The sequence below is a fragment of the Desulfobacter sp. genome, assembly GCF_050177295.1.
The window spans coordinates 1-3,490 of record NZ_JBFXHE010000449.1 but is presented as its reverse complement, the minus strand read 5'-3'; the positions used below and the strand labels follow the sequence as shown (position 1 = coordinate 3,490).

General features: G+C 51.1%; 4 protein-coding genes and 1 pseudogene. All 5 read right to left on the bottom strand.

The features are described 5' to 3' along the window. Positions 1 to 193 (bottom strand): annotated as a pseudogene (locus AB7U36_RS20830) (spermidine/putrescine ABC transporter substrate-binding protein); the annotation flags it as partial. Between the two features lie 31 nt (positions 194 to 224). After that, on the bottom strand, positions 225 to 1,016 hold the full coding sequence (locus tag AB7U36_RS20825; protein ID WP_428161543.1) for an ABC transporter permease: 792 nt from the start codon (positions 1,014 to 1,016) through the stop codon (positions 225 to 227). Continuing rightward, entirely contained in the window at positions 1,016 to 1,930 is a 915-nt protein-coding gene (locus AB7U36_RS20820; protein WP_428161542.1) for an ABC transporter permease, read from the bottom strand. Before AB7U36_RS20820 ends, AB7U36_RS20825 begins: the two co-directional genes overlap by 1 nt. A gap of 52 nt (positions 1,931 to 1,982) precedes the next feature. Beyond that, positions 1,983 to 3,011, bottom strand: a complete 1,029-nt coding sequence (locus tag AB7U36_RS20815; RefSeq protein WP_428161541.1) for an ABC transporter ATP-binding protein — start codon at positions 3,009 to 3,011, stop codon at positions 1,983 to 1,985. 91 nt (positions 3,012 to 3,102) lie between these two features. Then, positions 3,103 to 3,490 (bottom strand): hypothetical protein (locus AB7U36_RS20810; protein ID WP_428161540.1); only part of this gene is annotated, 388 nt, incomplete at its 5' end.

Genomic DNA, 3,490 nt, shown 5'->3' with positions numbered 1-3,490 from the left:
CAAGCTCTTCCGTGGACTCGTAGAGTTCCACCCGGCTTTTAATACCCGTATCTTTGGTAAAGGTGTCCATATAGTCCTCGGGCATATATTCACTCCAGATCAGAACACGAAGTTCATCTGCAGCAAACAAGGCAGCCGGAAACTGCAGGAACACGGCAAACACCAGCAATACGGTCAGGGTTAATTTTTTCATTTTTGTTCTCTCCTTGAGTTTTATTGTTAAATTATTTTTTGTTGGAAATCCGTTGTGACAGGATAACCAGCGTGATGGTTACAAAAATTCCCACGGTTGACAAGGCATGGATTTTGGGCGTGATGCCCCGGTGCACTTCAGCGTAGATATAAAGGGGCAGGGTGACCGAGGTGGGCCCGGCCGTGAAAAAGCTGATGATAAAGTCGTCCAGGGACAGGGTTAAGGCCAGCATGGCCCCGGACACGATGCCCGGCATCATCAATGGCAGCAGCACATGGCGGAAGGTATACCAGTTGGAGGCGTACAGATCCCTTGAGGCCTCTTCAATCTCATTGTTAAAGGATGCAAGCCGGCTTCTGACCACCAGGGCCACAAACGCCACCTGGAAGGTGACGTGCCCGATGATCATGGTCACAAGTCCGGGTTCAAATATGGAAGATATAGCGCGCAGGCAGGTAAACGCAATGACAAGGGCCCCGGCAAAAACAATCTCCGGGGTGATGACCGGCAGATACAGGTTGATGTCAAAAAAGGTCATTATTTTCTTTGACCAGGGATAGCGGGAAAGGCCCATGGCAAGGGCCGTGCCCAGGATTGTGGCAATGGTGGTGGAAACCACTGCTAAAATGGCGGTATTGATGCAGGCCTCAATGACCAGTTTATCATGGAGCAGTTTTGCATACCAGCCCAGGCTGAACCCGCCCCAGTGGATGCCGAAACGCGACTTGTTAAATGAGTAGATAATGACAGCCAGCAATGGCGTGTAAAGAAACGCATAGGTTGCCGCGGCAAAAATTTTGTAACGCAGGCCCAGCTTAAACATTATATCACCTCCATTTTTTCGCCTTTGCGGTTCAAAATGACCAGGGCAATAAGGGTTAAGGACATGAGCGCAAGACTGACAGCCGCCCCAAAGGGCCAGTCACGGCTTTTGCCGAACTGCTGCTGGATCAGGTTGCCCACCAGCATATATTTTGCACCGCCCAGAAGATCCGGGATCAGGAACATGCCCATGGCCGGCACAAAGGTCAGAATGGCGCCAACCGAAAGCCCGGGCAGGGTCTGGGGTAAAATGGCCTGGTGGAACACCCGCCACTTGCCGCAGTACAGGTCATTGGCCGCTTCAACCAGGCTCCAGTCCAGTTTTTCCACACTGGAATACAACGGCAGGGCCACAAAGGGCAGAAACGCGCTGATCATGCCGAGATAGACCGCAAGGGAGCTGGGGTACAAAGGACTTCCCGGCGGTATAAGGTGCAGCAGGGCCGCAAGCTTTGCAATGGGCAGGCCCGGTGCAAGAACGATCTGCCAGGCATAGGTCCGGATCACCAGATTGGTCCAGAAGGGGATGATCAGGGCCGTGAGCCACAGGTACCGGGTCGCCTTGTCCCTTGTTGAGATAAAAAAGGCTAAAGGGTAGGACAAAATGATGCAGACGATTGTGGTGATAAATCCGGCAATGATTGAGCGCAGCAGGATTTTTAAGTAATCCGGGCTCCAGCCGAACAGGCTGTATCCTGCCAGCCGTTTGTAGTTTTCCAGGGTAAAGACCCATTCGATCTCGCCGTAGGCGCCCCGGGTGGTAAAACTGATCACAATCAATGACAATGCAGGTATGGAAAGAAAGAGCATGATCCACAGCATGCCCGGAGAAATGCGCAGAAGGCTCTTGGTTCTGATTTTTCCGGGTGTTGACAGTTCACCGTAGAGTATTTCTGGTTTATCTATGATTTTCACCGGCCTGTAACTCCTTGCATTCTTAAATATTCATATTCAAACATGGCGTGTATCAGTCATCTATGGTCACCAACGCTTCCTGCAGCAGCTCCACCCAGATCTCGTCTCCGATTTCGATTTTGCGGTGGGGGGCTGTCCTCATGCGCAGGTTGCCGGTCTCAAGGGTGATATTCTGATAGGTACCCCGGTAGTATTTTTCAATGACCCGGGACCGGATACCGTTCCGGGCAGGTTTTTCCGGGCGCAGCCGGATGCCTTCGGGCCGGATGACCAGGGATCCCTTTTTCCATTCAGGCATGGTGTCCGGCACAAAATCGCCAAAATCTGCCCGGAGGACATTGTCCTGGCGTTCAACCTCAAAGATATTTGCAGTGCCGATGAATTGCGCAACAAACCGGCAGCTGGGATGGTTGTATATTTCGGAAGGTGTGCCGCACTGCAGGATATGTCCGTCTTTCATGACGGCAATACGGTCCGAGACCGTCAATGCCTCTTCCTGGTCATGGGTGACCAGAATAAAATTTTTCTTAAGCCGCAGCTGTAGCCGGCGAAGCTGTTCCTGAAGCTGGACCCGCAACTTGGCGTCCAGGGCGGACATGGGCTCATCCAGCAGCAGAATTTCCGGCTCACAGATCAGGGCCCTGGCCATGGAGACCCGCTGGCGCTGTCCGCCGGAGAGCTGGTCCGGGTACCGGTCCGCAAAATTTTCAAGTTCCAGCATCCCAAGCATTTTTGCCACCCTGGGGGCAATTTGTGTTTCCGGCACTTTTTGCGCGCGCAGGCCAAAGGCAATATTGTCGTAGTTCTTCAGGTGCGGGAAAAGCGCATAGCTTTGAAAGACAGTATTCACCGGGCGTTTATTGGCCGGAATATCAAGAATGGGATTCCCGTTTAAAAACAGATTGCCGTCGGATGCGGTCTCAAGACCTGCAATAATTCTTAAAAGGGTGGTCTTGCCGCAGCCGGACGGGCCAAGAAGGGTAAAAAGTTCTCCTTGGTTGATGCGCAGATCTACATTATCAAGGGCCTTCACCTCTCCATAATTTTTGTGTAAAGCAAATGCTTCCAGACAATAATCCATGTCGTCACCTGAGTTGTTTATATTTTACTGAATGGTCAGTGGATAAGCTTAGGATACCTTTCCCTGACCCCTGTTCCTATGGTGGTTGTCATTAAAATGTGCCGTTTTTCAATATCAATATAGTTGCCGCTTTGGCTGTATCTGCAAAATCTTCAAAGGGCTTGCCGCCATTTAAGAAATGGGCATGAAACTCCAGGCCTTCCATGAGGGTAAGGACATAGTCGGCGGCTTTGCGTTCGTCAGTGACCTTGATAACGCCTTCTTTGTTAAACACGATGAACGCGTCATGCAGGTAATCACGAAACCATCGGAACATGGCGTTGAGAACCTTGCGGATACCCTCATCCCTGAAACTTTTGTAATAAAAACCAAAATGAACGCCCGGATCCACGGTCCGGTTCCATTTAAAGCTGAAAACCAGATCCATCAGTGCATTAAACCGCCGGGTACTGTCCTCTATCAAATCAAAGTCCAGCATG